Origin of the sequence: Odoribacter sp. N54.MGS-14, assembly GCF_000980295.1 — a bacterium.
Lineage (GTDB): Bacteria > Bacteroidota > Bacteroidia > Bacteroidales > Marinifilaceae > Odoribacter > Odoribacter splanchnicus.
This window is the reverse complement of the sequence record NZ_LARL01000007.1, coordinates 25,862-52,128: the sequence shown is the minus strand read 5'-3', so window position 1 is coordinate 52,128 and position 26,267 is coordinate 25,862. Positions and strand designations below refer to the sequence as shown.

The window sequence follows — 26,267 nt, the reverse complement described above, 5'->3', positions numbered from 1 at the left end:
CAGAGGCTATAAGCGATAAGCTAAAGGGTGGAAAGTTAAAGTAGAGAAGATATGATACCGTTATTAAAAGATAAAAGTTATTCTTTTGCTGTTGAAATTGTACGCCTGGTTCAGTACTTACAGCAGGAAAAGAAGGAGTATGTGCTAAGTAAACAAATTTTGAAAAGTGGTACGTCTATCGGGGCATTGATTCATGAAGCCGTTTTTGCTCAAAGTGATTCGGATTATTTAAATAAGTTGGCAGTGAGCTTAAAAGAAGCGAATGAAACGTTGTATTGGTTGAATTTATTACGGGATACCGATTATATTCATATTGATTTATATGAAAAATTAGCTGAAATTGTTAAAGAATTAATAGCACTTTTAGCTTCGTGTGTAAAAACTTTGAATAACAGACTAAAGTCAAAAAATAGTTAATAGTACTCAGCCTATAGCTCTTTGCTTTTAGCTTTTAGCCTATAGCTTTTTGCTTATTTTTTAACTTTTTACTTTATATTTTATGTTTGGTGCTCGTGCTGAGAATCCCTCTCGTGCTTCGCATTTTGCTAATGCGGCACGGCGTTTTGCTCTGGATGCGAAAATGTTTCGCTGTAGGGCGGCTGTACATGTTGAAAACAAAGACGATATTGCTTTCTGGGGAGCTGTACTGAAACATTTCCGGCCGGACGATAAGTTTCACTTCATTTCCGGTTCACGGAACGAATATGGACGGGAGACTTGTGGAGTTACCCAATGTTTGAAATATTTTGATTTCCTGAGTCCCGATTTCTTCATTTGTATCGACAGCGACTATCGTTATTTGTTGAGGGAAAGAAAGATTGATGTCAAACATTTCGTGCTTCAAACTTACACCTACTCTTTTGAAAACCACCACTGCTTTGCCGATGGCCTTGACGATGTGTGCAGCAGAGTCACCCACTTAAAAAATACGGTATTCGATTTCCGTCGGTTTCTGAGTGACTTTTCAGCCATCCTGTACGATCTTTTCATATGGCATCTTTACTTTCAGAATGCCGATCCCGTGCTTTTCAGCCAGTTCGAATTCGATGCTTACATCAGCTTGTCCAATTCCAAAGCTTTTCCTTTGGTATACGACAACGGGGCCCGGGCGTTGGATGAACTACGGATGAGAGTCGAAAGAAAAATCAATTACCTCGGACGTAAATATCCCCATGCCGATCTGGCTATTGTTCGTGAAAAATACCGCGAATTGGGATTAAAACCCGATAACGTGTATTTCTTTATTCGCGGTCACAACCTGTACGATTTGATTTCGATCGTATGTAAAGAAGTTTGTAAGGCTATGCTGCGCACAGCAAAGAAAAACAAAGTTGTCACCCACGATATGGTCAGTGAGTTGTATCGCAGACGTAACAATCTCGACTACGAATTGCGACAGAACATAAAATACGGAGCTTATTTCCCGATCCGTAAACTAGAGCAGGATATTCGGGAGTTTTTGGGAGAAAATTGACCGGTGCTTTGATAGCACTATTAGTTTTCCTATTTTTGGATGAAAATCTGTAAATACGAACCATGAGTGAATTCGATATAAGAAACACCGATTTAAAAGAAACCGAAAAAGAGTTCGAGAGGGCTTTAAGGCCGTTGAATTTCGGCGATTTCCAAGGTCAGAAAAAGATTGTCGAGAATCTCGAAATCTTCGTGCGGGCTGCAAAGATGAGGGGCGAATCGCTGGACCATGTCATCCTTCACGGGCCTCCCGGACTGGGGAAAACGACTTTATCCGCCATTATTGCCAACGAATTGGGGGTAGGCATCAAAATTACTTCCGGACCGGTACTCGATAAACCCGGAGATTTAGCCGGACTATTGACCAACCTGGAAGAGAACGACGTGCTCTTCATCGATGAAATACATCGTTTGAGTCCTGTGGTCGAAGAATACCTGTATTCTGCTATGGAAGACTACCGCATCGATATTATGATCGATAAAGGACCTGCAGCCCGTTCGGTACAGATACAAATCAATCCGTTTACCTTGATCGGCGCTACTACCCGTAGTGGGTTACTGACCGCTCCCTTGCGGGCTCGGTTCGGTATTAATTGCCATCTGGAATATTACGATACCGACATCCTTTCCGGAATCATTTCCCGTTCTGCCGCTATCCTGAATGTGGGGATTACCGGTCAGGCTGCTATGGAAATCGCTTCCCGGAGCCGGGGTACACCCCGTATCGCCAATGCATTGCTGCGCAGAGTGCGCGATTTTGCAATGGTCAAAGGTAATGGAAGCATCGATCGTGACATCACCCGTTATGCACTCGAAGCATTGAATATCGATAAATACGGGCTGGATGAAATGGACAATAAAATCCTGCTCACCATTATTGAAAAATTTAAGGGAGGACCGGTGGGCCTGACGACGATTGCTACTGCTGTCGGCGAAGATGCCGGTACCCTGGAAGAAGTGTATGAGCCCTTCCTGATCAAAGAAGGGTTTATCAAGCGTACTCCGCGCGGTAGGGAAGTGACCGACTTGGCTTATAAACATTTGGGGAAAACCCGTAGAAATGACGGTGGGGAACAAATGACACTTTTTTAAGGGCATAAGGGAAAAAACAAAGGGAGAAAACTAATATTTTAACATTTGTTTTAGAGACCTGCCACAGAGCGAATTTAACAAATCGACCTTCCCTCTAGTAAAGTGTTAAAATCGGCTAGTGTTATGAAGTAACGTTATAGGTTAAAGTGTGTTAAGTGTGCAAAGTGTTAAATTTGAAGTGTTAAATTTGTGGGTATGAGAAAAAAACAGATTATCATACTAGGTGTGGTTTTAGGTCTGTCATTGTTGGGATTGATCTTTACACAGGCGAGGTATTTTCAAACGGCTTTTCAGTTGAAAAAAGCACATTTTGATTATCTCGTCAATAAATCTATCGACCAGGTAACGACTTATTTAGAAGAGAAGGATAAGCAGCAGATGGCCGAAGAAAAGAAAAACGAAATCCACCATCTGGGGAAAAATGGAGTCGTCCATGAAATGCCCCGGGCTCTGGATTTACGTCCTGGGCTCAATGTAAAGAATGATATGAATATTGTCATCGATTACAGCCGCTTCCCCATCGGTTACGACGAAAGGATAGAGAATGTATGGGAACTGTTCGGACAGAAAGGCAATCGGAATCTCCAGAATTCTATCCAGAAATCCCGCCAGGAAATCAAAAACAGTCTGGGAAAAGAATATGATCTCGTGGTTAAAAAGATTCCCGAAATGCCCGAAAAATCGATCGAAGAACGATTGGATGGCAGCGATCTCAAAGAGATTATCGGTGAACGTTTAAGGAATAACGGTGTCAAAATTCCTTTCGAGTATGCGGTAAAAGAGAAAGGGGAATTTATCCTCATGTCACAAAACTTCTTCAATCAGCATTCCGATTACACCTACAACCGGAAAATGAGTTTTGGACAACAGCAGGAACCGGCCACCCTCTTTCTGATTTTTCCCGATCAGTCACATGATCTGTTGTCTTCTGTCGTCTTGTTATTGCCCAGTTTGATCATCACCATTTTGTTGGTGTTGTGTTTCGGATTCTGTATCGTAGTCATCGTTAAACAGAAAAAATTATCTGCGATCAAGAACGACTTCATCAATAATATGACACACGAATTTAAAACCCCGATAGCGACCATTTCTTTGGCTGCACAAATGCTTAAAGACGGGGCTGTGAACAATTCCCCCTCTACCATCGACCATATTGCCGGGATTATCCGCGATGAAAGTAAACGGCTCACTTTCCAGGTAGAAAAAGTGCTCCAGACCGCTTTGTTTACCGAAACCCGGATGAAACTGAAACTAAAAAATGTCAATCTCAACGAGGTTGTTGAAAATCTTGTGACAAAATTTAGCCTGCGTGTAGAAGATAAAGGAGGACAACTCTATAGTTATTTAGAGGCTGACCAGGATGAAGTTTATGCTGATGAGGTACACATCACGAACGTAGTATCCAATTTATTGGATAATGCGATAAAATATTGTACTAAAGTTCCGGAGATCAGTGTTTACACCCGGAATAAAGGTCAGGAAATAATTATTAGTGTGATAGACAATGGCATAGGAATTGCTGCGAAAGAGCAAAAGCTGATTTTCGAACGTTTTTATCGGGTTTCGACCGGTAATTTACATGACGTAAAAGGATTCGGCCTCGGATTATCCTATGTAAAAACTATCGTGGAAGCACACGGAGGGCGTATCGAAGTGGAAAGCGCTGAAGGAAAAGGAAGCCGATTTGATATTATTTTACCATTAACCTCAAAAAAACAAAAAGTAAAGAGAACTTTATTTTTCTAAAAGCGTATATTTTTCAGAGAATTTATTTAAAAACTAAATAGTTATGGAGGAGAAAATAAAAATTTTATTAGCAGAAGATGATACGAATCTGGGTATGCTCCTGAAAGAATATCTGAGGGCAAAAGGATTCGAGACTGTTTTATGCGAAGATGGGGAGGTAGCTTATGAAGCCTTTCTGAATCAGCCTTTCGATATATGTATCCTGGATGTGATGATGCCTAAAAAAGATGGCTTTACCCTGGCTAAGGAAATTCGCCAGATCAACAGCGAAATTCCAATCATTTTCCTGACGGCTAAAAATATGAAGGAAGATGTCCTGGAAGGCTTCAAATTAGGGGCTGACGACTATATGAGCAAACCTTTCAGCATGGAGGAGTTATTACTCAGAATCGAAGCCGTACTGCGTCGTTCTACCGGACTCAAACCTGAAGATGAACAGGAAATCTTCAAAATCGGTAAATTGACCTTCAACTCTAAAAAACAGACCCTGTTCGATGGAGAAGAAGAACAAAAACTGACGACAAAAGAGTCTGAGCTCTTGAAATTATTATGCCAGAATGTCAACAAAGTGCTCGAAAGAAATTATGCACTCAAAAACATCTGGGCCGACGACAATTATTTCAATGCCAGAAGTATGGATGTTTACATCACCAAATTACGTAAACACCTTAAAAAGGATCCTTCTGTTGAAATCATCAACGTTCACGGTAAAGGATATAAGCTTATTCTCTAAAAAAGAAATATTTTCTTTGCGGGTATTCGGAAGAATACCCGTTTTTTATTTGCTTTCCTTAAGGATAAAACTTTAACTTTGTATTTCAGAATAATCACATCGTTGTAACAGTTTGCACGTTGCGACTCTAATAACAAATCGATAGAAATGAAAATAGCTATTGCCTGTGACCATGCCGGTTACGAATACAAAGAAAAATTAGTGGCATTCCTTCGCCAGAAAGGTTATGAAGTAAAAGATTTCGGTACACATTCTGCTGAAAGTATGGATTATCCCGATACTGCCCATCCGATGGCTGCTGCTGTTGAATCCGGCGAGTTCGAGAGAGGAATCGCGCTCTGTGGGAGTGGGAATGGGATTTGTATGACTGTCAATAAACATCAGGGTATCCGGGGTGCACTCTGTTGGACGACCGAAATCGCCTGGTTGGCACGCCTCCATAACAATGCCAACGTATGTTGTATCCCTGCCCGTTTTATCTCCTTCGACGATGCTCAGGATATCGTCGAGCGTTTTCTGTCTACCGAATTTGAAGGTGGAAGACACCAGAGAAGAATCGAGAAAATTCCCCTAAAATAAGGATTTATATTCTGTTTGAAATAAACAACTAGCGGCTGTCTATCGGATGAGGCAGCCGTTTCTTTTTCATAAGGGTATTGTTTTTTGCCCGGTTAATTATATTTTTGTGATGGATAACGGTAGATAAATGAACGGTTTAATCGAAGATATAAAACAAGGTGACAGGGCAGCTTTCCGGGAGTTGTTTGAAGATTATTATCCGATATTGTGTGTATTTGCTATGAAATATATACGGGATGAGGAACAATGCAAAGACGTTGCTCAGGAAACCTTGCTGACCTATTGGCAGAATCGGGCCGACTTTGAGGATATCTTTAAAGTAAAAGGATACCTTTATCGGGTTGCACGGAATCGTTGCCTCAATATGATCAGACGCGAACAGGTCGATGAACATTTTGTCAAAGAAGCTTTGACAGAATCTGAAGCGTATTTCGAAAATGAGGTTATCCGGCAAGAAACTTATCTTTTGGTGAGGAAAGCGGTCGGAGCTTTACCGGTACAGATGCGTAAAATTATTGAGCTGGCCATGCAGGGAAAAAAGAATGCTGAAATCGCTGCCGAATTGTCTATATCCGAGGGGACCGTCCATACCCTCAAGAAAACTGCCTATAAAAAACTTCGTGACCGGTTGCAGGAACATTTCTATCTTTTACTTTTCTGGATTTAAAGCGTTGGCATATTTCTTACAGGAGTATCTTAAAGAATCAATTTTTTTTCTGTATATGAGAGTTTGATATTTGAATAGACATGTTTTATTTGTTTATCATAAAAATTGAAGGTGGTGATTTTATTTGATTTTTTAGGATTTGATTTTAAATATTCGGCATTTGTAAAATGGTGACAGGGCTAAAAAGAATGGTTTTAATCCTTCCGGTGAATGGAAGTAAAGCACTGGTGATTACGGAAGAGAGTGGTTAAATAAAGGTTAAAGCTCCCTATTTTGATCCGATCACAATCGCAGTTTATTAAATTCGCTCATCTTAAACTAAAATTATAGTAATATGATGAAATTCTCTTTCCTTGCTATTCTTATAATGGCTCTCATGTCATGTAATAATGCATCTAAAACTACTGTACGGGTTCATCTCGACAAACCCCAAGGTGAAATCAAACCTCAGTTGATAACCAAGGATTCTACTTACGTGATGGCTTTGGATTCGACGAATACTGCCCTTTTTGTGATGGCTGAAAACCTTAAGCCGGGTTACGCTACCGTTGTATTGGGTAGAATGCAGGTGCCGGTTTATGTTGAACCGGGCAAAAGTTTCGACGTTTCTGTAAAATTCGAAGGTCGTCGTATGATTCCTGCATTCACCGGTGAAGGCGCTAAAAAAAATGAATACCTGAATAGTCCGGCTTTACGGTTTAGCCCCGATTATAAGTTGGAAGAAGCTGAATTTTTGGCCTCTTTAGACGAACAAATAAAGAAATTGAATGAAAATTTGGATACCCTGGGATTCGACCCGCAGTTCAATCAGTTAGAGAAAAAAAGATTGGCTTATATGGTTTATGGACCGCTTCCTATTTATCCCCTTTATCATCCCTACTATGCACAGGCTCCTGATTTCAAGCCTACCGATGCTTTCTACAATAAATTGGTTTCTGCAATTACCGAAGATGAAGCTTTGATTGGTATGAATTGGTATCAGGAGGCGTTGATCGGTCGGGTTCAGGCGATGGCTGCTAAAGATCTGGAAGATCGCGATAATCTGACTTTCACGAAAAAACAATTGGATTACGTTGAACAAAACTTCAAAAATCCTGCAGTTGTTGAATATTTGGTCGATCAAATCGTTACCGCTTATGTGAAAGATTCCGGTGTCGATCATTTGGCTGAAGTTGCTCCGGTATATAGTGCTAAAGTTACCGATCCTGCAAAAAAAGCTAAATTCGACGAATTGTGTGCAAAATGGGCTAGAATTGCTGTTGGACAGCCTTCACCGTCTTTCAAATATCTCGACATCAATGGCAAAGAGGTTAGCTTAGCCGATTTGGCCGGAAAATATGTCTATATCGACACTTGGGCTACCTGGTGTGGACCTTGCCGGGGTGAATTGCCTCACTTGAAAACTTTAGAAGAAAAATACGGAAAAAAGAATATTTATTTCGTAAGTATTTCTTGTGACCGCGACAAAGCAGCCTGGGAAAAGATGGTAAAAGAAGATAAATTAGGAGGTATCCAGTTGCACAACGGTGGCGACAATACTTTTATGGATGCTTATATGATTACCGGAATTCCTCGTTTTATCCTTTTGGATAAAGAAGGAAAAATCATCAATGCAAAGATGACCCGTCCTTCAAATCCTGAAACAGCTAAAACTTTCGACGCTCTGGAAGGAATCTAATCAGCCGTTTTTCAAATCGGTTGTCCTCGAATGAATACCCCCTGAAAGTTTTATTACAAGCTTTTAGGGGGTATTTATATGTCAAAATAAATGAGTTGGTGTATTTTATAAACTCATTCTATTTATCTTTTAAGTTACTACCATTGACTTATCTTCTACATTTTTGTAACTGTTCAAACCTCTGTAATTATTTAAAAACCTACATTACCATGGATTAGTGTCACTTCGTTCCGGATCCGTATCTCCTTTTAGGTTGGCAAGCCTTGGATTGTGGTTGGTAATCTCGATCCGGAATGTAGTTTCGTCAACCGGTATCGAAGATGTGCCGATCTGCACGGCGCTGATCGGTCATCTCCGGCTACGTTAATCTTTTCCCGGCTTTGCCGGAAAATTCTGTGTATATCGGTGGAAAATATCTTCCAGCTGATAAACTTCTGTATGCAATGCGATAATCGGACAGCGGCGAACGGCAGCCTCGAAAAACAAGGCTTCCCGTGGATCTTTCCCTTGGGGGGAAGTTAAACGCCAGCAGTTCGGAGCCTGTTGTGAGGTGTGAGTGAACAGTTCGCTTTTACTTAGCCAGTGTGTATCGCTTCCCGGGCTGAATTCAACGCGAAGTACCATCCCTTCGTCTGCATGTGTACAGATCTCTCCGATCGGTCGGTCCGCAACGATTTTTCCCTGGTTAATGATTATTACCCGGTCACAAATCGCTTCTACCTCCTGCATAATATGGGTCGATAACAACACCGTCTTCTTTTTTCCGGTTTCTTTGATCAAATGCCTGATCTCTTCCAGTTGGTTCGGATCGAGTCCCGTCATCGGTTCGTCCAGGATCAGAATCTCGGGATCGTGCACCAAAGCTTGCGCTAATCCCACTCTCTGCCTGTATCCCTTCGATAATTGTCCTATTTTTTTTTGAATTTCCGGCTCGAGTCCGGTTCGCTCTATGATCGCATTCACCTTCGCTACAGGCCGGCCGACACGATAAAGCCGGGCCACGTGAAGCAGATATTCCCGGATATACAGATCCGGGTAGAGTGGGTTTTGTTCGGGTAAATAGCCGATAATAGCTTTGATTTTCAGTGGATTTTCACGCAGATTCATCTCCTTGATCCTTACTTCTCCCTGATAGTCGTTCAGACAGCCGGTAATGATTTTCATGGTAGTAGATTTACCGGCTCCATTAGGTCCTAGAAAACCGCATATTTCACCTTCTTCCAGCCTGAAACCGATATCGTCCAGCGCCTTTTGCCGGCCATATGCTTTACTGACATGCTCTAATATTACCGACATATTCTTTTCGATTAAACGCGACTCTGTTTTTATTTAAACCAACTGTTCACATCCTCATAATTCAGAATGTGGATGATCGTTTTGCCGTCTGCAGTGAAATTATGATGTTTACAGGCAAAAAGATTACCGGTCATTTCATTCATTTCCTCACAGCTGAGTGCCGTATTGTAACTGATTGCCGAGGCCTTTGCCAAAGCCAGTACCACCCGTTCTTTCATCTTCTCCCGGATACTGCCCTCCGTGTTTTTATAATGTTCGATCAGTTTGATCAGCACTTCCTTCGCCCGGGTATAAGATAAGTCCGGTGGGGTGGCATGTATGGCATAACCGTTTTTACCGAAAACATTTAATTCGAACCCTAAATATTCCAGGTCTGCAAGAATTTCTCCTACCAGCATAAAATCGCCTGCCGACAACTCCAGTATTTCCGGGAACAGACTCTTCTGCCCCGTTACCTTTTGCGTATTCAGGGTCGTCATATATTTTTCGAATAAGATGCGTTCGTGGGCTCTTTTCTGGTCGATCAGCATCAAACCGCTTTGTACCGGCGTAACGATATACCGGCCTTTCAGTTGGAAATAGCAATTCGTATGCGGTACCACCGGATTGATATTTTCGGTCATTTCCGGTATCGAAGTCTGAATCGATTCCTCCTTTTCCTTTAAGCCGTCGAATAAGATATCCCAGTTGGCCGGTGCTTTTTCCTGGTGAAAACTGCTTGCCGTGCGACTGGGATGTTCGAAATCCGAATCCTGTGGATTAAGCTTACTGCTGCTGTAATTGAAAGGATTATAGTTCGGATTATAGTTGATTCGCGGAACATAGGGGGCTGCTGGCTTCTCCGTAGGAATGAGTTCGATACTTCCAGCCGTATCGAAGTCCAGGGGAGGAGTGATATTGAATTTTCCCAGGGCTTCCTTGATACCTGCCAACAAGATTTGGAAAAAATCCGTCTCATTCTGGAATTTGATCTCCGTTTTCATCGGATGTATATTGATATCGATTAAAGACGGATCCACCGTAAAATAGATGAAATAGGAGGGGATACAATCCACACCGATCAGTCCCGAATAGGCCTCCATCACTGCTTTATGAAAAAACGGATGCTTCATAAAACGGTTATTGACGAAAAAATATTGTTCGCCATAAGTCTTTCGGGCTTGTTCCGGACTGCAAATGAAACCTTTGATATCTACCAGACCCGTGGCACAATCGATATTGATCAGTCTTGAATTGATCGACTTGCCGAAAATATTTACGATCCGCTGACGTAGTCCCGAAGGGGATAAGTTGTAGATCACATTTCCGTTGTTCGACAAACAGAAGCTGATCTCCGGATTCGTCAAAGCTACCCGCAGAAATTCATTGGTAATATTGCGCAATTCCGTCGTATCGGATTTCAGAAACTTCCGGCGGGCAGGGATATTATAAAAGAGGTTCCTGACCGAGATGTTCGTACCTTTCGGACAGCTGACAGACTCCTGATTTTTTAGTTCCGAAGCCGCGATAAAGATAGAGGTGCCCAATTCATCTTCTTCCTGCCGGGTTTTTAATTCCACCTCCGATACCGAAGCGATAGAGGGAAGGGCTTCTCCCCGGAATCCTAAGGTGTTGATACTGAATAAATCCTGTGCCGAAGCGATTTTTGAGGTCGCATGCCGTTCGAAAGCCATCCGGGCATCCATGTTCGACATGCCTTTCCCATCGTCGATCACCTGTATGATCGCTTTCCCGACATTCTTCAACACTACCTGAATATGCTTAGCTCCTGCATCGATCGCATTTTCCATTAATTCCTTGACAACAGAGGCAGGACGTTGTACGACTTCTCCTGCTGCTATCTGATTGGCTACTGAATCGGGTAAAAGATGAACGATATCCATATTGATTGATGTAGTTAAGCTAATGTGCCGTTATATGATAGGACAAAGATAATGGATATTTGTCAAAGTCCCAGAAATCGCAGGATACCGTCCGGATTCTTTACAAACACATAAAAGGCCATGATGAACAACAACGTCAGGATCATAAACAAACGCAGCGCATAATTGCTATTCAGCCCGTTACGGTTCGCCTTCCGTTTTTCATACTCCTGTCTGAATTGCCCTTTTATATTCGGGATATAAGTTTTATCGTCGTCCTTTAAGCCGAGTTCTGCTTTTACCCTGCGCTCCCGTTCTTCCCGTTCTTCTTTGGCAGGATCCCAGTAGCGGGGTTTCAGATTGAATCTTCTGTATTCCGGTTTTTTAAATATCAAAAACATAATTACTACTGATTTTCAAGGTTATGATTTAAATCGTCCGATGGGGTAGAAGCTGCCGATGGCTTCGGACGTCCGCCGAAATGTTGCCCTATCCATTTCGGTACGATAAAAACACCTACGAACAGATAAGGATAATAAGTGATCAGACGCCATACGATGGCCATAGCGATCGCTACACCGGCTCCTCCTCCTATAATAAAGGAACCCAGATATTCTTTAAATACGAATTCGGCAAAACCGCTTCCTCCCGGAGTCGGACTGATCAGCATCATGATCCACATAATCAGTTGCCGGGCAAAAATCAGAAATTGAGTCGCCCAATCCGTATCCTTCAATACAAAAAAGGCCATTAAGATCGCATTCACTACCCAATACCGTGCCGTCCATGAAAAGAAAGTGGCTCCGAAAGTCTTCAGCCAGAAAGAAAACGGCATATGACGCAATTCGTAAGAGTTGCGGATGATATCCGAACCTGCTTCGTTGGCACTGTGCCGCCATTTACGTAAAAGCTTTAATTTGAAACATTTCATCAATAGATATTTCAGCCCCCGGGGATTCTTGAAAAGTCCGTAGCTCAGAATTAAAAGATACACCAGCTTGATCGAATAGCCGCCCACTGCAAACCAGATCAGGCTTTTGCTTACTCCTGAACTCACTCCCGACATCTCCCACAACCCGCTCGAATCCACACAAAGCAAAATAATCGGAAACATCAGAATAAAATAAAGCTCGTCCAGAAAAGAAGTAGCCATGACAATAGCCGAGCTACGTCCTACTTTGATCCCCTCTTTATTGACAAAAAGAATAGCGAGACTGGTACCGCCGATCGCTGAGGGAGTTACCGCCGAGGTAAATTCCCAAAGAAAAATAATCCGGATCGACTTGATCCAGCTCAAACGATCCCCCGAAAGAACCCGGATACGGATAACATACCCCAGATCACGGATAAACATACACATCACTGCTACGAAAAGCCAGAACACCGAGCTCCAGCCGAAAGAAATTTGTTCGAAAGCAGTGAGATCGAATTCCCGGTATAGCATATACGACACAACGCCCAGACCGATAATGACCGGGTAAATGATCTTATAGGGACTGATCTTACGGGTTAGTTTTTTATCTGATTCTTCCATAAAACGAATAATAAGAATTCGATAAAACAATAAAGTCCATAAAGTTAATGGAAAGTTTCCTGATAAGGAATACCTTCGGTCATAAACTTTATGAACTTTACAAACTTTAAGAACTCTGGAGTGGAGAGTATCGGGGTCGAACCGACGACCTCTTGCATGCCATGCAAGCGCTCTAGCCAACTGAGCTAACCCCCCATAATTTTCTTTAACGCTACAAAAATAGAATAATTCCCCAAATCCACCAAATAATCTTCAGAATTTTCTGATAAATCAACTTCCCTTCCTTATCTTCACCTTGATCGGATAATGATCCGAAAGCGTGATATCCTCCCGGGTATAACCCACCGTATATAGTGTCGGGGAATGTAAGACATAATCGATGCGGAAAGAGGGAAACTCTCCGATGTAAGTATTGCCGATGCCCCGGCCTTTTTCAATAAAACTATCCGTTAACTTCCTGCTTAATTGCCTGTAAGTATAGGAGAGAGGAGTATCGTTGAAGTCGCCGCACAATATCACAGGATAAGGGCTTCCGTCGATATGCCGTTGAATTTCCTCCGCCTGATGCGCCCGGTTCTTGTTCGCTATCATTAAGCGTGTCGTGAGATTCTTCACCCCTTCGGGGATATCGTTACCCTTCAGCCCTGAACTGATTTCTTTCATAAATTGCCGCTCCTTCTTGCCCAGCTTGTAGGATTCCAGGTGAACACTGTACAACCGCACCGTATCTTTTCCTAGCTTGAAATCTCCGTAAATACAAGAACTGCTGTAACCAGGGGCGAAAGTCAGGTGTCCTTTGTGCAGAATCGGAAGCCTGGAAAAAATAGCCATATCCTTCTCGATATAATAATAGGGGTAGGTATGCAATTGTTCGATTACCGTTTTCCGTCGGTCCGGATTCCCGTTCATTAGAAATTCCTGCAAGCAGATCACATCCCCGTCGAATTTATTCAGATAATTGAATAATTTTTCCCTCGTGTTCTTCTGATTACTCCAGCCATACACATCGAAATAACGGATATTGTACGACAAGAGCGACAAATCGTACGAAACATCCCCCGTTTCGGTTTTCGCTGTCCCGTAGTAAGTCCTGAAAGTCGGATACCCGATCGCAATCACGACTACGATCTGCCAGGCCCTCCGCTTCCAACGGAAAATCCAGTACAGTAAAAGGATAAAATTGCCGATCAGAAGATAAGGATAAGCCAAACCCAGTAACGAAAAAAAGACAAAGGTATTGGGGTTGATTATAGGGGAAAGATATGCTCCTATTAACCCGAACGCAGCGATCAAACTGACGATATATACAATCTTATCCAATATTTTCAGCATAGTAGGGAAAGCACTTCTGGTTTGATAAAGAACCGGTATCTGGTTTACTTACCTCCATAAAATCAGTTTTTAGCCTTGAAGAGGATTGCTTTTTCTTCCCGGGTCAGGCTTTCGTAACCCGAACGCGAGATTTTATCCAGAATCTCGTTGATCCGTTCTTGCTCATTCTTCTTATGGGCATTGTATTCCCGGTCGTTCATTTCCGAGACATGCTTCTTATACCTCACCCTCATCTTCTTCTTCCGCTGGAAGAGCCGTCCGATCCCTTCGAAAAAATTCACGATCCCTGAAGCAAAGTCCCGGTTTCTTCTCACTCCCACGATAAAGAACCATCCGAACAGGGCTCCGCCTAAATGGGCGATATGTCCCCCCGCATTTCCCGAAGATATACTCATAATATCGATCAGGGCGGTAAACAACGCCAGATAAACCAGTTTCACCGGTCCGAGCAGGAAAATATAGACCTTATGTTGCGGCAGATAAGTACATACCGCAAAGACGATTGCCATCACAGAAGCCGACGAACCGATAGCCCACGAGGTCAGCCGTAGCGCCGGGTGGGGGAAAGGACTGATTTGAGGCTCACTGAAATAAGGGAAAATATTATAGGCCGCAATATACAGCAAACCTCCGAATAGGCCACCCAGAAGATATACACCCGTTAATTTACGTTCCGTAAAATAATTCAGGAAAAAACTCCCGAACCAATAAAGCCATAACATATTGAACAACAGATGTAAAAAATCGAACTGAGTAAACATATAGGTGAAGATCGTCCACGGACGGCTCAATAAATACTCCGGATCTGCCGGCACGCCGATCCATTCCAGCAATGTCGGATAAAATTCTTCTCCTTTCCCCAACAACAACATCATGATATATATCAACTTCAAAGCAAGAAAAATCCCGCAATTGATATAAATCAGACGGGTGAGAGAAGAACCCTTCCGGAAAGAATTTTTGATCCCTTCCCGGATTCCTTCTGAAAAATTTCCGCCGTAATTGTTGTAATACATCATCTCTTAATAGAACCTTCGCCTGTTTTTACTCCAGTATTTGACCATAAAGAAACCGAACAACATCCCTCCCAGATGAGCGAAATGGGCTACATTGTCCGTTGCGCTATTCTGCATGCCCAGGAAAAGCTCCAGCAGACCGTATCCCAATACAAAATACTTTGCTTTGATCGGAATAGGTATAAACATCAGATACAATTCCGTATTCGGAAACAGCATTCCGAATGCCAGCAAGATACCGAATATCGCTCCCGAAGCCCCGATCATCGGGACATTTACTTTCAGTTCTACGATCTGACGGAAGAGTTGTTTTCCTGCTACAATGTATTGTTGCGAATCCGGATTGTTGGTCCAATTATCCACCACCTCCCACACCCACTGGGCCGGATGGCCTAGCTGACGCTCCACAAGCTGCGCTAAAAGCGCAGGAGAAGGCGCATTCTGGAAGGCATAATATTGCTCCATCAGCCGGTGGATTTCCAACCAGCCGACCGCACTATTCAGCAAGCCCGCCCCGATACCGCAGACAAAATAGAAAATCAGAAAACGCTGCGTTCCCCATACCGACTCCAGTATCCGGCCGAACATAAAAAGAGCGAACATATTGAAAAACAAATGCCCGAAAGACCCGTGCATAAACATATGTGTAACATATTGCCATGGGCGCCAAAAGACAGATTGCGGCAAATGAAGTCCTAATAGATGGGCTGTATCCACATGCATCCGGCTATCGATAAACATACTCAGAAAGTACATCACGATGTTCAGAATCAATAAAATTTTGACAGCAGGGGTAATACCGGTAAAAGGACGATAGTTTTGCATCATTGTTCAGTTTTGGATTGTGAATGCTGATCGGTTCGTGGCTTGGGCCTTTGTATAGGTCTCGAATCTCTGCGCTGATCCTGTCTCGGGCCGTTACGGAAAGGCCGTTGTCCTCCCCGTTCTCCGTTTCTTTCATTTTTTTCGTTACGGGGAGTGTTAGAGTTTCCATTTTCACGATTATTATTATTTCGTTGCCTGGAATGACGCTTCTTCTGCTTCTTTTCGTCGAAACGGTTCAGGCTTTCTTCTCCCACGCCGTCCGTATATTTTATATCTGTCGGGGTATTTCCGCTTTCTTCTACCGCTTTTGGAGGAATAATTCCTTTCCGGTTCATCGCGATGATTTCCTTTACCCGTTTCACCGGAATCTGGATAAAAATACCCTTCCCTTCTTTATCCGTACTATAAGACATCATCTGACCGAAGATATCCGTTTTTTGATGGTAAAGCAAACCCTCTCCCGTATTTAAAGTAATATTGGTCGAAGGGAAATCTTTCTGCGCATCGACGTACGCATCCACTTCATAGTTCAGACAACATTTCAGTTTCCCGCACTGTCCGGCCAGCTTCTGAGGATTCAGCGAAATATCCTGATAGCGGGCGGCTGAGGTCGACACCGAAATAAAATTCGTGATAAAAGTCGAACAGCATAATTTGCGTCCGCAGGGACCGATACCCCCGATTCTGCCTGCTTCCTGACGTGTCCCGATCTGTTTCATTTCGATACGGATATGGAAAGTCTCCGCCAACACCTTGATCAGCGTCCGGAAATCCACCCGGTCGTCTGCGATATAATAAAATATAGCTTTTGTTTTATCTCCCTGATACTCCACATCACCGATCTTCATATTCAGTTTCAGGTCGGCTGCGATTTTCCGCGAACGGATCATCGTATCGTGCTCTAAAGCAATGGCTTGTTGCCATTTCTCGATGTCGTGGGGTTTGGCCTTCCGGTATACCTTCTTCAGCGGATTCCGCTCGAGATCCACCCGTTTGATCCGGATTTGTTCCTTTACCAGTTCACCCGATAAAGATACTACCCCGATGTCGTGTCCCAAAGCTGCTTCGACCGCCACGATATCTCCTGCTTTTAAAGCTAGTTTCGACGGATTACTGTAAAACCCTTTCCGTGTATTTTTAAACCTTACTTCTACGATCTCCGGGGCACAATCCGTTGCAGGCAGATCTTCCAGCCAGTCGTATACCGTCAATTTCCCCGCTAGCAAACGATGGTCGATTACCGGCACATCCCGCCGCGGATGCTTCGTATGAAGTTCCTGAATTTCCTCTTCTTCCTCTTCTTTTTTCGGGACTGTAAATTCCCCGGCTTCGATAATTTCTATCTCTTCCGTCTCTTCGATCTCTACGGCTTCCTCCGTCGGTTCCCCCGGTTGTTCACGGGGCTCCCCGGTCGAAGGCCCCGATTGCTCAGGCGTCGCTTTGCCGTTTACTTTTTCTTGCCCGGGCGAAACGAATTCTTCTTCCTGGCTTATATTTTCGTTATTGTGTATATCGTTCATAAATTGATTTTTTCATTATATATTATTGTACGTGAAAACAGTTTCAATTGGGTCTGATATTTTGCATGACTTTTATGCAGAGATCCGTAAAAATGATTTTTGCATTTCCGTTCCGGCTGATGTCGCTATAAGCACGCTCGAACTCGTTACTCAATGGAATGACATTTCCTTCATGTACATAAGGGGCAAAGCGTTGTGAGAAATTTTTCTCCCGTTCCGTCATATAATTCAGTTGCTCCAAACCGAAATTCCGGACAAAATTTTCCCGGATCATCCGTGAGGCATGCGCTAAGAAATTCTTTTGCCTTTCTCTTCCAAGGCTACATATTTCATTGACCCATTCATTCACCGGAAGCATTTTTCTTTCCCAGCACAGCCGCATGAGGCTGATAAATTTTTCCTGGTTGTAAATTTGCTCTTCTGTTTCGTCCAGCAACCGCAGGGCTTTATACCAGTTTCCCGAAGCTACATGGGCATATTCTTCCGCTTTTTGTGCAGCGATTCCTTTTTCAGCTATCAGCTGTCGTTGTATTTGCTCCTGATGCAGGGGAGGAATGTGAATACGCTGCAAACGCGATTGTATCGTATTGATGATCTGTTCCGGATGCTCCGAAACCATCAGAAACAATGTCTTGTCGAACGGCTCCTCGATGATCTTTAACAGTTTGTTCGAGCATTCCGGATTCATCTTTTCCGGCAACCACATCACCAGAATCTTATAATCCGATTCGAATGATTTCAGGTTCAGCTTACGGAGAATATTGGCACTTTCTTCGGTATATATCGCGGCTTGTGCATTATCCTCTACTCCCATTTCCGTATACCATTCTTCCAGACCGAAATAATTCGTCCGCGTCAGCAGACGCCGCCATTCGTTGATATATTCATCACTGACCGGGCTTTTTGTTTTCCGGACAACCGGAAATACAAAGTGCAGATCCGGATGGATGTATTTCTGTATTTTCCTACACGAAGGGCATTCTCCGCAGGCATCTTCTTTTTTATCACCTGTGCAAAAGACATATTGGGCGAATGCCAAAGCCAAAGCCAGAGAACCGTATCCCGTTTCTCCGGCAAATAGTTGGGCATGACTGATCCGCCCCGTCCGGAGAGAGGTGATCAGTCTTTGCTTGATATCTTCATGTCCGATTACATCCTTAAACACTTGTATGAATTTAGGGGTAAATCATTGATTCAGTTTAATGCCTAATTCCTTGAATTGCTCGGCCGAAATCTCCGACGGAGAATCGATCATCACATCCCGGCCCGAATTGTTTTTCGGGAAAGCGATGGTGTCTCGAATGCTGTCCAGGCCTGCAAACATAGAAACCAAACGGTCGAAACCGAAGGCGATACCACCATGAGGAGGAGCGCCGTATTTGAAAGCATTCAACAGGAAACCGAATTGTTTTTCAGCTTGCTCCGGGGTAAATCCCAGACATTTGAACATCCGTTGCTGCAATGCTGTATCATGGATCCGGATAGAACCTCCCCCTACTTCCACGCCGTTGATCACCATGTCGTAGGCATTCGCTCTCACATCTCCCGGCCGTGTTTCCATCAAATCGATATCCTCTGGATTCGGAGAGGTGAACGGATGGTGCATCGCATAAAAACGTTGTGTCTCTTCATCCCATTCCAACAACGGAAAGTCGACGATCCATAACGGTTTGAATACATTTTTATCTCTCAATCCCAGCCGGTTTCCCATTTCCAGACGAAGCTCACACAACTGGGGTAAAGTTTTGTTTTTCGCTCCGCATAAGATTAGGAGCAGATCGCCCGGTTGAGCTTGGCAGGTGTCTAGCCATACTTTCAGCTCTTCGGCCGTATAGAATTTATCTACCGACGATTTTATGCTGCTGTCTTCATTGTATTTGACATACACCAATCCTTTCGCTCCTACCTGCGGACGCTTCACGAAATCGGTCAGCTCGTCCAGCTGCTTACGGGTATACGAAGCACAACCCGGGACACAAATCCCTCCGATATATTCTGCACTGTTGAATACTGCAAAGTCCTTGGTTCGGGCCAGACGGGTCAGGTCTACGAATTTCATACCGAAACGGATATCCGGTTTGTCACAACCATATTGCTCCATCGCTTCATGCCACGTCATCCGCGGAAATGCCGGGATATCGATGCCTCTGATTTCTTTAAAAAGATGGCGGATCATATCTTCGAAAATACCGAGTACATCTTCCCGTTCTACAAACGACATTTCACAATCGATCTGAGTGAATTCAGGTTGACGGTCTGCCCGAAGGTCCTCGTCCCGGAAACATTTCACAATCTGATAGTATCGGTCGAAACCGGCGACCATCAACAGTTGTTTGAAAGTCTGCGGGCTTTGCGGTAATGCATAAAACTGTCCCTGATTCATCCGCGAAGGCACCACAAAATCACGGGCTCCTTCGGGAGTACTCTTGATCAATACCGGCGTCTCTACCTCCATAAATTGCTTGCCATCCAGAAAATTACGTACCAAATGCGCCATCCGGTGACGCAATTCCAGGTTCCTGCGCACCATTTGCCGGCGTAAATCGAGATAACGGTATTTCATCCGGATCTCGTCACCCCCGTCCGTATTGTCTTCAATAGTAAAAGGAGGTATCTCCGAACGGCTCAGAATCTTTACCGTATCTAAGATAATTTCGATCTCTCCTGTAGGTATTTTATTGTTTTTACTGGCTCTCTCCACCACCTTACCTTGAATTTGAATCACAAATTCCCGTCCTAACTGTGCCACTTGTTTTTTTATCTCTTCAGAAGCAGATTCTTCTGCCACCAATTGGGTAATTCCGTATCTGTCGCGGAGATCGATAAATGTCATGGCTCCCAGGTTTCTGATTTTCTGAACCCAGCCACTCAAACAGACATTCTCGTTTACATTTTCAATCCGAAGTGCTCCGCATGTGTGTGTTCTGTACATTATATTTTGTTTTTATAAAGTGATATGTTAACAAGGGGGTATAAGAACCCTATTTACCAATTGGCGAAAATACTAAGAATTTATCAAATAATAGAAAATGAAAGGAAAAAATGCTCCCGATAAATTCGTATCTTTGAAACCCGTTTAAATCGGATTTGCCATGAACTATATTGACATTGTTATTCTCTTGTTTTTACTATACGGCGCTTTCCGTGGATTCTCGAAAGGATTGATTATCGAGGTCGCCACTTTAGCCGGGCTGATATTGGGGGTTTTCATTGCCATACGTTACAGCCCTTTTACCGAAGGGATATTGAAAGACTTCCTGAATATCACGTCCCGTTACTTGTCTTATATCGCTTTGGCCGTTACCTTCCTGTTGGTTGTGATTGTTGTCTATTTGCTGGGGAAGATGTTGACCAGACTGGTCGATATTATTTCGTTGGGGTTGGTCAATAAACTGCTTGGCACCCTCCTCGGTATCGCAAAATATTTCATTATGGTTTGTGTACTTTTAATGATTGTCGATGCTTTGAACGATAAATTCCATTTTATCAGCGAAGAAACCAGGGAGAACAGTTTGTTATTCGATCCTTTTCTTAACTTTGCACAACAGATGTACAACACGATCCGCTTTTGAAACGATATAAAATAGAATACGATGAATTTTGTTGATGAATTAAAATGGAGAGGCATGATTCATGATATCATGCCGGGAACAGAAGAACTATTGGCTAAAGGACAAACTACGGCATACGTAGGTATCGACCCGACTGCCGATTCTCTGCATGTCGGACATCTGGTCTCTGTGATGATGATGAAACACTTTCAGATGGCCGGGCACAAACCGATTTTTATTATCGGTGGAGCTACCGGTATGATCGGCGATCCTAGTGGCAAATCACAGGAAAGAAACTTGTTAGACGAAGAGACTATCCGTAAAAATATGGCCGGGATCAAAGCTCAGTTATCCCGGTTTATCGATTTCAACTCCACTGCTTCCAATGCTGCTATTATGCTGAATAACTACGATTGGATGAAACAATTCTCATTTCTGGATTTCATCCGTGAAATCGGTAAGCATATTACCGTCAATTATATGATGGCTAAAGATTCCGTAAAAAAACGCCTCAGTAGCGAGTCGGCCCAGGGTATGTCGTTTACAGAATTCACCTATCAGCTGGTGCAGGGATACGATTTCCTTCATCTGCGTAAAAACTACGGTTGTATGTTGCAGATGGGAGGTTCCGACCAATGGGGAAATATTACTACCGGAGGCGAATTGATCCGTCGTAAAGAAGGGCTCGACGCCTATGGCTTGACCTGGCCGTTGATGACCAAGAGCGATGGAAAAAAATTCGGGAAAACCGAATCGGGGAATATCTGGTTAGATCCCGAACGTACTTCTCCTTATAAATTTTATCAGTTCTGGTTGAATACCACCGATGAAGATGCCGCACGTTATGTCAAAATCTTCACCATCCTGCCTCCCGCTCGGATCGATGCTTTGATCGCTGAACACCGGGAAGCTCCGCACCTCAGGAAATTGCAGAAAACCCTGGCAAAAGAAATTACTTGCCTGATCCATGGGGAAGAAGCTTACAACCTGGCCCTGGAAGCCTCCCAAATCCTCTTTGGGAATGCAACCTCCGAGACCTTGAGGAAAATCGATGAAAATACTTTCCTGTCCGTATTCGAAGGGGTTCCCCAATACGAAATTGCGGCGGCCGATTTAAAAGCAGGTATCTCCATTGTCGACTTCTTAGCCGATAAAACAGCCATCATGTCTTCCAAAGGAGAAGCCCGCAGAGCTTTGAAATCCAATGCTATCGGTATCAATAAAGAAAAAGTACAGGGTGAAGAAACCATCATCGGTGAATCTCACCTCATCGACGGAAAATATATCCTCGCCCAAAGTGGCAAAAAGAATTATTTTCTCGTAATCGTTAAATAACGGCTCCATAAAATACAAGGCTACAAAAAAGTTTATTCTTTTTTGTTGCCTTGTATTCTTTAGGCAGTTATATACATGTTTATACTTATAAACTTACATTTAGGGTAAATTATGTATATAAACACCTTTTTTATTTCAACTCTCCCCCCCAACTCATCAACTCAGTAACTCATCAACTCAGTAACTCATCAACTCAATAACTCATCAACTCAATAACTCAGTAACTCAATAACTCCCTATCTGAAATGCAATCGGAAGCGTATAAGCCACCCTCACCGCTTTGCCTCTTTGTTTACCGGGTTTCCATTTCGGCATCACCGACACCACTCTCACCGCTTCCTTATCCAAAGAAGCATCTACTCCGCGCACCACTTTGATATTGCTCACACTGCCGTCTTTTTCAACCACAAACTGAACGAATACTTTCCCCTGTACCCCGTTCTCAAGGGCAATTTGAGGATACTTCACATGCTTTGAGAGCCATTTTTGTATATTCTCCGGAAATACCGGCATATCCTCGCTCGGCACGAAAGCGATTACTTCGTCTGTGTCGTATTCCTCATCGTAATTCAAATTATTCAGGTCGAAAGATTCTTTATTATTACTTTCGTCATCTGCATCGATGATATCCAGATCGTCCGACAAAGGATCTATTTCATCCACAATTTCCAGTAAATCGAAAGGCTTCGGGGCTGGGGGAGGAGGTGGGGTAATCTGATGCATCATGGTGATCGGTACCATCTCGATTTCGGTCGGGATTTCAGATACCGTGACGAAATCAGCGGGTTGACGCCCGGAAACTTTCCATTCGAATGCGAATAGAATAGTACCCAGGGCAAGCATAAGACCTATTTCCAAAAAAATATTTTTCTTGTTTTCAAGGTCTGCCTGAGGTGATTTTTTTACTTCCATAATCTTTCATTTTAATGTTTCCAGACTTTTCCGGTTCATTAAAAATAAAAGAATATGTTTAAAAAACAAAATTATGAATGATTGATTTTAAGTATTTGTTAATATTAAAACGTTTTCGTTGAAGTATTGTCTTAATATTAACAAATAGTAAAGAAACCTACTCTTCTGTTTCCGGATTGTTTTCGGTATAATCCTGGTATAAAAAGTCATTATAGGGGAATCGTGCCGAATGGATCTCTTTGACGATACCGTAAAGCTTTTCTTTCAGTTCTTCTATATTCTCCTTTTTAACGGCCGATATATATACGGTTTCACTTCCCTGTCGCGACATCCACATTTGTTTCAGGTCGTTCAGACTATAGTTTTCTCTGGTCACAGGGGTTAAATCGTCTTCTTCCTTCTGTACATAATGAAAAGCGTCGATTTTATTGAAAATGATAATCGTCGGTTTGGGTTCTTTGATCAATTCTGCCAGAGTAGCATTGACCACCTTCATCTGATCTTCGAATTGCGGATGGGAGATATCCACGACATGAAGAATAACGTCTGCCTCGCGCACTTCGTCCAACGTAGATTTGAACGATTCCACCAGGTGATGGGGTAATTTACGAATAAAACCTACCGTGTCCGCCAGCAAAAACGGCACATTTTTAATCGCAATTTTCCGCACGGTCGTATCTAGTGTAGCAAACAATTTGTTTTCTGCAAATACATCCGATTTACTCAGCAGGTTCATCAACGTCGATTTTCCGACATTCGTATAACCTACCAAAGCGACACGCACCAGTTTACCCCGGTTTTTCCGTTGAATGACCTTTTGTTTGTCGATCTTGGTTAGTTCATTTTTCAAACGGCTGATTTTATCCCGGATGATCCGGCGGTCGGTCTCGATTTCCGTTTCTCCCGGTCCTCTTAATCCGATACCTCCTTTTTGTCGCTCCAGATGTGTCCACATTCCGGTCAGACGCGGAAGTAAATACTGGTATTGAGCCAGTTCCACCTGGGTTTTGGCATGTGCCGTACGTGCCCGGCTGGCAAAAATGTCCAGAATCAGGTTCGTCCGGTCCAGCACTTTGATTCCCGGAAAGACAGATTCTATATTTCGTAACTGTGTCGGGCTCAATTCATCGTCGAAAATAACCATATCTACCGGGTTTTCTTCGGTGTAAGCTTTGATTTCTTCCAGTTTCCCTTTGCCGATAAAAGTGGCATGTACCGGTTTATCTAAATTCTGTGTGAAAATTTTTACCGTTTCTGCTCCCGCTGTCTCTGCCAGAAATGACAATTCGTCGAGATATTCGGTCATCTGCTCGTAGGTGATCCCTTCCGATTGAAGGGCTACTCCTACTAATATCGCTTTCTCTGCTTCCTGATCCGTATAATACATATAAAATAATAAAATTTGAAGGCTGCTGCAATAACGTAAAACAGAGGCCTGCTGTTTCGGCATTCACCTTTTTCATGACAAAAGAAAGGGCTGACAAAAGATGACAGCCCTTTATAAATTTGATCGATAATCTGCTAATTGTTCGATAACTGGAAGTTGATCGGCAGAGTGTAGGCTACACGTACAGGTTTACCTCTCTGCTTTCCTGGTTTCCATTTCGGCATCGACTGCACAACACGTACAGCTTCCTTATCCAAAGAGGCATCTACTCCTCTCACTACTTTTACGTCGGTAATAGAACCGTCTCTCTCGATCACGAACTGAATGAAAACTTTCCCCTGAATACCGTTTTCCATGGCCAGAACCGGATATTTTACATTCTTCGCAATCCATTTCGATACATTACCACCCGGGAAGCTCGGCATATCTTCAACTACCTGGAAAATCTCTGACTCTCCGGTATTCTCTTCACCATATTCTCCAAAATCGGCGACATTTTCTATCACCTGGTTCTCCGATTGGTCTTCTGCGTCTAAAATTTCAAGATCATCGTCGATATTGGTGTCATCCTCTACAATATCGATCAAGTCCGTCAATTTCGGGGCTGGAGGAGGAGGTGGTGGAGGTTTTAGCATTTGTTGCGTAATCGGAATAATCTCATCTTCTATCTGTTCTTCAGCGGGAGTCTGAAATGGAGTTACTTGTTCGGTGGAAGATTTCCATTCAAAAGCAAATAACAGCACCGCTAAAGCCAGAGTAAGTCCGATCTCGAAGAAAACGCCTTTCTTCCCTTCCAGATCTGCTTTCGGTGACTTTTTAATTTCCATGATATTAAATTAATGTATTTATGTTGTCTTTTTTCTAGGGGGTAAAAGTAAAGAAAATCGGATTAAATACCAATATTTCAAACGTTTTTTTTGAATGAAACGTTAAATTTTCAAGGAACTGTTTTGTCAAATCTTAAGGATTTTAACAATTTTACGATTTTTTTTCTCCAAGCTTATCGTATTTTTGTAATCTTTATTTCAACCGACATGCTTAAAATTTATTATTTACGGATTTCCGATTTTCAGCATCTCTCCGAAGATGAACTGTTTCCGTTAGTAGGTGAAGACACGGTCCGGAAAGTAACCGGATACAAAAATCCCGGAGTCAGGCGTACAAAATTATTGGGTGAGGGGATGATTCGGCGGTTATTGTTCCGTTTGTGGGGACTGCACAAAGAAGATTACCTCATCCGTATAGGTGAACATGGTAAACCATTGGTGGAGAGCCGGTTTACGGTTTGGTATAATTTATCGCATTCCGGTGATTATATCGTGGCGGCTTTTTCGCATCTCGAAGTCGGAATCGATATCGAGCAAAAAAGGAAAGCCCGCATGGAAGTGGCCCGGCGTTTTTTCCATCCTGCAGAAATTCAGTGCCTGCAAAATCTTGCCGGAGATGCGCAGGATGAACTGTTTTTCCGTTATTGGTCCGTGAAAGAAAGTTTTTTAAAATACACCGGTAGCGGCTTATCCTCCCCCTTGTCCGGTTTCGAAGTCCGCTTCGACGATCATCGGCCCCGCATATTTCAGTCAGAAAACCTTCGAAATCTCTCTATCTCTGCCTGTCCGGTCGATCCCGCATACAAATGCTTCGTTTGTGCAGAGACTACCGAAGAACCCGGGATCTTTCCATTCCTCGTCCCGGATCTCTTCCTGCCGGATGAATAACCGTTGTTATTCGC

General features: G+C 43.1%; 24 protein-coding genes and 1 tRNA gene. 11 read left to right on the top strand and 14 right to left on the bottom strand.

What is annotated here, in order from left to right; all coding sequences use genetic code 11:
• Nucleotides 1–51: 51 nt before the first annotated feature.
• The 8 genes from WS42_RS02845 to WS42_RS02810 all read left to right on the top strand — a co-directional run bounded on the left by WS42_RS02845 (nt 52) and on the right by WS42_RS02810 (nt 7,968).
• Nucleotides 52–417 (top strand): four helix bundle protein, encoded by a 366-nt coding sequence (locus WS42_RS02845; RefSeq protein WP_013613011.1) that lies wholly within the window; start codon nt 52–54, stop codon nt 415–417.
• 82 nt (nt 418–499) lie between these two features.
• Nucleotides 500–1,474 (top strand): DUF4435 domain-containing protein, encoded by a 975-nt coding sequence (locus tag WS42_RS02840; protein WP_013613012.1) that lies wholly within the window; start codon nt 500–502, stop codon nt 1,472–1,474.
• A 62-nt stretch (nt 1,475–1,536) separates the two neighbouring features.
• Nucleotides 1,537–2,565: a Holliday junction branch migration DNA helicase RuvB gene (gene ruvB, locus WS42_RS02835; RefSeq protein ID WP_013613013.1), complete on the top strand. Its 1,029-nt coding sequence runs from the start codon at nt 1,537–1,539 to the stop codon at nt 2,563–2,565.
• Between the two features lie 195 nt (nt 2,566–2,760).
• Complete coding sequence (locus WS42_RS02830; RefSeq protein ID WP_013613014.1) at nt 2,761–4,311, top strand: sensor histidine kinase; 1,551 nt, start codon at nt 2,761–2,763, stop codon at nt 4,309–4,311.
• A gap of 43 nt (nt 4,312–4,354) precedes the next feature.
• Nucleotides 4,355–5,044 carry a response regulator transcription factor RprY gene (rprY, locus tag WS42_RS02825; RefSeq protein WP_013613015.1) on the top strand — a complete coding sequence of 230 codons (690 nt, stop codon included), beginning with the start codon at nt 4,355–4,357 and terminating at the stop codon, nt 5,042–5,044.
• Nucleotides 5,045–5,191: 147 nt separating this feature from the next.
• Nucleotides 5,192–5,623: a ribose 5-phosphate isomerase B gene (gene rpiB, locus WS42_RS02820; protein ID WP_013613016.1), complete on the top strand. Its 432-nt coding sequence runs from the start codon at nt 5,192–5,194 to the stop codon at nt 5,621–5,623.
• Between the two features lie 127 nt (nt 5,624–5,750).
• Nucleotides 5,751–6,290 (top strand): RNA polymerase sigma factor, encoded by a 540-nt coding sequence (locus tag WS42_RS02815; RefSeq protein ID WP_022160426.1) that lies wholly within the window; start codon nt 5,751–5,753, stop codon nt 6,288–6,290.
• 334 nt (nt 6,291–6,624) lie between these two features.
• Nucleotides 6,625–7,968, top strand: coding sequence for a TlpA family protein disulfide reductase (locus WS42_RS02810; RefSeq protein ID WP_022160427.1), 1,344 nt, complete (start codon nt 6,625–6,627; stop codon nt 7,966–7,968).
• 363 nt (nt 7,969–8,331) lie between these two features.
• Here the strand turns inward: WS42_RS02810 and WS42_RS02805 are convergent, their stop codons facing one another.
• From WS42_RS02805 to aspS, 11 genes are all read right to left on the bottom strand, one after another.
• On the bottom strand, nt 8,332–9,264 hold the full coding sequence (locus WS42_RS02805) for an ATP-binding cassette domain-containing protein (RefSeq protein ID WP_046403866.1): 933 nt from the start codon (nt 9,262–9,264) through the stop codon (nt 8,332–8,334).
• A 29-nt stretch (nt 9,265–9,293) separates the two neighbouring features.
• Nucleotides 9,294–11,147, bottom strand: a complete 1,854-nt coding sequence (gene mutL, locus WS42_RS02800) for a DNA mismatch repair endonuclease MutL (protein WP_046450727.1) — start codon at nt 11,145–11,147, stop codon at nt 9,294–9,296.
• Between the two features lie 62 nt (nt 11,148–11,209).
• The gene (locus WS42_RS02795) at nt 11,210–11,527 is read right to left on the bottom strand and encodes a hypothetical protein (RefSeq protein WP_013613021.1); all 318 of its coding nucleotides are present in this window, start codon (nt 11,525–11,527) and stop codon (nt 11,210–11,212) included.
• 5 nt (nt 11,528–11,532) lie between these two features.
• Nucleotides 11,533–12,660 (bottom strand): lysylphosphatidylglycerol synthase transmembrane domain-containing protein, encoded by a 1,128-nt coding sequence (locus WS42_RS02790; protein ID WP_046403869.1) that lies wholly within the window; start codon nt 12,658–12,660, stop codon nt 11,533–11,535.
• Between the two features lie 121 nt (nt 12,661–12,781).
• Nucleotides 12,782–12,855: transfer RNA gene (locus tag WS42_RS02785), tRNA-Ala, on the bottom strand.
• Between the two features lie 75 nt (nt 12,856–12,930).
• On the bottom strand, nt 12,931–13,992 hold the full coding sequence (locus tag WS42_RS02780) for an endonuclease/exonuclease/phosphatase family protein (protein ID WP_022160432.1): 1,062 nt from the start codon (nt 13,990–13,992) through the stop codon (nt 12,931–12,933).
• A gap of 62 nt (nt 13,993–14,054) precedes the next feature.
• Nucleotides 14,055–15,008, bottom strand: coding sequence for a rhomboid family intramembrane serine protease (locus WS42_RS02775; RefSeq protein WP_022160433.1), 954 nt, complete (start codon nt 15,006–15,008; stop codon nt 14,055–14,057).
• Between the two features lie 6 nt (nt 15,009–15,014).
• Complete coding sequence (locus WS42_RS02770; protein WP_013613024.1) at nt 15,015–15,836, bottom strand: rhomboid family intramembrane serine protease; 822 nt, start codon at nt 15,834–15,836, stop codon at nt 15,015–15,017.
• On the bottom strand, nt 15,833–17,353 hold the full coding sequence (locus tag WS42_RS02765; protein ID WP_022160434.1) for a PSP1 domain-containing protein: 1,521 nt from the start codon (nt 17,351–17,353) through the stop codon (nt 15,833–15,835). Before WS42_RS02765 ends, WS42_RS02770 begins: the two co-directional genes overlap by 4 nt.
• 43 nt (nt 17,354–17,396) lie before the next feature.
• Nucleotides 17,397–18,518 (bottom strand): DNA polymerase III subunit, encoded by a 1,122-nt coding sequence (locus WS42_RS02760; protein ID WP_013613026.1) that lies wholly within the window; start codon nt 18,516–18,518, stop codon nt 17,397–17,399.
• Between the two features lie 21 nt (nt 18,519–18,539).
• Complete coding sequence (gene aspS / locus WS42_RS02755) at nt 18,540–20,285, bottom strand: aspartate--tRNA ligase (RefSeq protein ID WP_046450726.1); 1,746 nt, start codon at nt 20,283–20,285, stop codon at nt 18,540–18,542.
• A 160-nt stretch (nt 20,286–20,445) separates the two neighbouring features.
• Here aspS and WS42_RS02750 point away from each other — a divergent pair, with 160 nt between their 5' ends.
• Nucleotides 20,446–20,925 carry a CvpA family protein gene (locus tag WS42_RS02750; RefSeq protein WP_046403876.1) on the top strand — a complete coding sequence of 160 codons (480 nt, stop codon included), beginning with the start codon at nt 20,446–20,448 and terminating at the stop codon, nt 20,923–20,925.
• A 21-nt stretch (nt 20,926–20,946) separates the two neighbouring features.
• Nucleotides 20,947–22,239 (top strand): tyrosine--tRNA ligase, encoded by a 1,293-nt coding sequence (tyrS, locus tag WS42_RS02745; protein ID WP_013613029.1) that lies wholly within the window; start codon nt 20,947–20,949, stop codon nt 22,237–22,239.
• A gap of 225 nt (nt 22,240–22,464) precedes the next feature.
• Here the strand turns inward: tyrS and WS42_RS02740 are convergent, their stop codons facing one another.
• The 3 genes from WS42_RS02740 to WS42_RS02730 all read right to left on the bottom strand — a co-directional run bounded on the left by WS42_RS02740 (nt 22,465) and on the right by WS42_RS02730 (nt 25,365).
• Nucleotides 22,465–23,151 carry an energy transducer TonB gene (locus tag WS42_RS02740; protein ID WP_046403877.1) on the bottom strand — a complete coding sequence of 229 codons (687 nt, stop codon included), beginning with the start codon at nt 23,149–23,151 and terminating at the stop codon, nt 22,465–22,467.
• A gap of 157 nt (nt 23,152–23,308) precedes the next feature.
• Nucleotides 23,309–24,538 (bottom strand): GTPase HflX, encoded by a 1,230-nt coding sequence (gene hflX, locus WS42_RS02735; protein WP_046403890.1) that lies wholly within the window; start codon nt 24,536–24,538, stop codon nt 23,309–23,311.
• 134 nt (nt 24,539–24,672) lie between these two features.
• A complete protein-coding gene (locus tag WS42_RS02730) occupies nt 24,673–25,365 on the bottom strand; it encodes an energy transducer TonB (protein WP_046450725.1) in 693 nt (230 codons plus the stop codon).
• Between the two features lie 207 nt (nt 25,366–25,572).
• Between WS42_RS02730 and WS42_RS15250 the strand changes: the two genes are divergently transcribed.
• Entirely contained in the window at nt 25,573–26,253 is a 681-nt protein-coding gene (locus WS42_RS15250; protein WP_256316317.1) for a 4'-phosphopantetheinyl transferase family protein, read from the top strand.
• Nucleotides 26,254–26,267 lie beyond the last annotated feature (14 nt).